The 1,858-nt window shown below is 38.2% G+C and carries 2 protein-coding genes and 2 pseudogenes; 1 reads left to right on the forward strand and 3 read right to left on the reverse strand.

What is annotated here, in order from left to right; all coding sequences use genetic code 11:
• Nucleotides 1–707: pseudogene (locus tag BEA93_RS24170) on the reverse strand (ISAs1-like element ISEc1 family transposase); the annotation flags it as partial.
• A 152-nt stretch (nucleotides 708–859) separates the two neighbouring features.
• On the opposite strand from BEA93_RS24170, the pseudogene BEA93_RS25955 reads away from it, so the two are divergent.
• A pseudogene (locus BEA93_RS25955) lies at nucleotides 860–955 on the forward strand (SymE family type I addiction module toxin); the annotation flags it as partial.
• Between the two features lie 55 nt (nucleotides 956–1,010).
• Here the strand turns inward: BEA93_RS25955 and BEA93_RS24185 are convergent.
• Both BEA93_RS24185 and BEA93_RS24190 read right to left on the reverse strand, forming a co-directional pair.
• On the reverse strand, nucleotides 1,011–1,340 hold the full coding sequence (locus tag BEA93_RS24185) for a barstar family protein (protein WP_016248705.1): 330 nt from the start codon (nucleotides 1,338–1,340) through the stop codon (nucleotides 1,011–1,013).
• On the reverse strand, nucleotides 1,340–1,858 hold a 519-nt coding region (locus BEA93_RS24190), incomplete at its 5' end, for an RHS repeat-associated core domain-containing protein (protein WP_272897388.1). The genes BEA93_RS24185 and BEA93_RS24190, both read right to left, overlap by 1 nt.

Genomic DNA, 1,858 nt, shown 5'->3' on the forward strand with positions numbered 1-1,858 from the left:
CGGATTTCTTCTCTGCCGTGACTCTTTTCACTAATTGCGTAACTGTCATGCTCTGGATTATTTAATTCTTTCAGTGGGAATTTTTCCTCGAAGGCTTTATTTAGCCGTCCCTGGTTTCCTTTTACAGCGAATAAATAATCACCTCCCTGTTTTTGTATCTTCTCTGCAATATCTTTCTGGCAACCCATCGCATCAGTTGTGATGATTTTTCCTTTAATATCCAACATGTTAAGAAGTTCAGGGATAGCTGTAATCTCATTAGATTTCTCATCCGTCTTGATCTGTCCGATGACCAGACTGTGCATTGTTGAGAACGCACTAATGACATGAATCGCTCCCCTGCGGCGACTCTTGTCATAAGAGTGCCGGAGCGTTTTTCCATCAATTGCAATGACGTCTTTATCATCTGAAGAATGGCAGTCACGCATCCAGTTAATAAAGCACTCATGAAATTTTGCAGGACTGATACAGGATACAACTCTGGCAATAGTATCGTGAACAGGAATACCATTTTCAAAATCACCATATTGCTTCAAAAAATCGAGATGTGTTTCCCCGAAATCCTCTATATCTTCCCAACCTTCTGCACCAGAAATAACGGCACAAATAGTCAACAGTAGAATATCAGACAATTTATGTTCCACTTTCCAGGCTTGTCTGTAATCGGGGATAATAGAAATATGCTCCATCAATTTTTTAAGTTCCATTTTGTTCTCCTTAATTATGTAAGGAGTATTTGATCATGTATAAGCAATAAAAAACAGCTTTAGGTAATAAGGAATATCTTAATTATTGAACATTTAGTGCGAATTATTTAGTACAAAAAAGCTGCGTTACGTGATCTTTCCCTGGGATGCGCAACGAAGTAGAGGAGCTACGGAAGGAACTTTATCAGGTTAAACAGGTAGTTAAAGGAATGAAAGTCGGGATATCCAGTGTATTGAAAGAAGCGTAAAAATAAAAGCCGGGAAGATTTAATTCCTTCCCGGATTCTAATTAATGCTATCCGATTAATTTAATAATAGAACAATAGAAGGAGCTTGCCCTTTCTCTTTACATTTCTTACTAACAAACTCAATACTCGTAACCAAAGTATCTCTTATTTTTTGTTCAACGGAAGAAAATCCTCTTAATTCTAACAGTAAATATTCCTCACTATTTACATGTATAGATGTCATTTCATCCTGTGGATAGCGTAAGCTAAAAAGGCAATCGATCAGGGCATCACCGTTTCTACCAAAATATTCAGGAAAGCCTAACTTTTCAGATAGTTGATCGTAAAAATCATCCATTGTTTTTACTTTGTAAAAATCAATTAATACTCTGCTCCCTAATTTCATTATTTCCATCCTCCAAGAGAGATTTCAATAAATGAATCATAGTGATCATTAGTATAGTATGCTTTTCCTGTAGAGGTATCGACAACAATACGTCTTGCTCCATTCCCTCCAGCATTAGGTGTTTTTACGGTCCATTCTTTATATGGCCCACTGCCAGTATTAAGACGCTGGCTATTAGGATTACCTATAGTATGTGTATTACCAAATGTCGTCCCATCATTTGAATAAAATGGCTTATTTGACTTAATTCTATCTATTGTTTTTTGTACTTCCCTCATTTCTGCTGGGGTCATTTTATGTCCCCATTTCTCATTTACAGCCGCATGGAATTCTTTCGGATTTTTAGCAGAATGAGAGCATTTCAGCCCAAGCGGGTCGATCCAACTAATTGGATTAGGCGCATAAGCGTAAAGGTTTAACCCGCCTCTTAGCCCTATCGGATCCGTTACTATGAACCGCCCGACATCCGGATCATAGTAACGGTGCAGATTGTAGTGCAGCCCCGTTTCCCTGTCGAG

The sequence above is a fragment of the Escherichia sp. MOD1-EC5950 genome (assembly GCF_002965345.1).
Taxonomy (GTDB): domain Bacteria; phylum Pseudomonadota; class Gammaproteobacteria; order Enterobacterales; family Enterobacteriaceae; genus Escherichia; species Escherichia marmotae.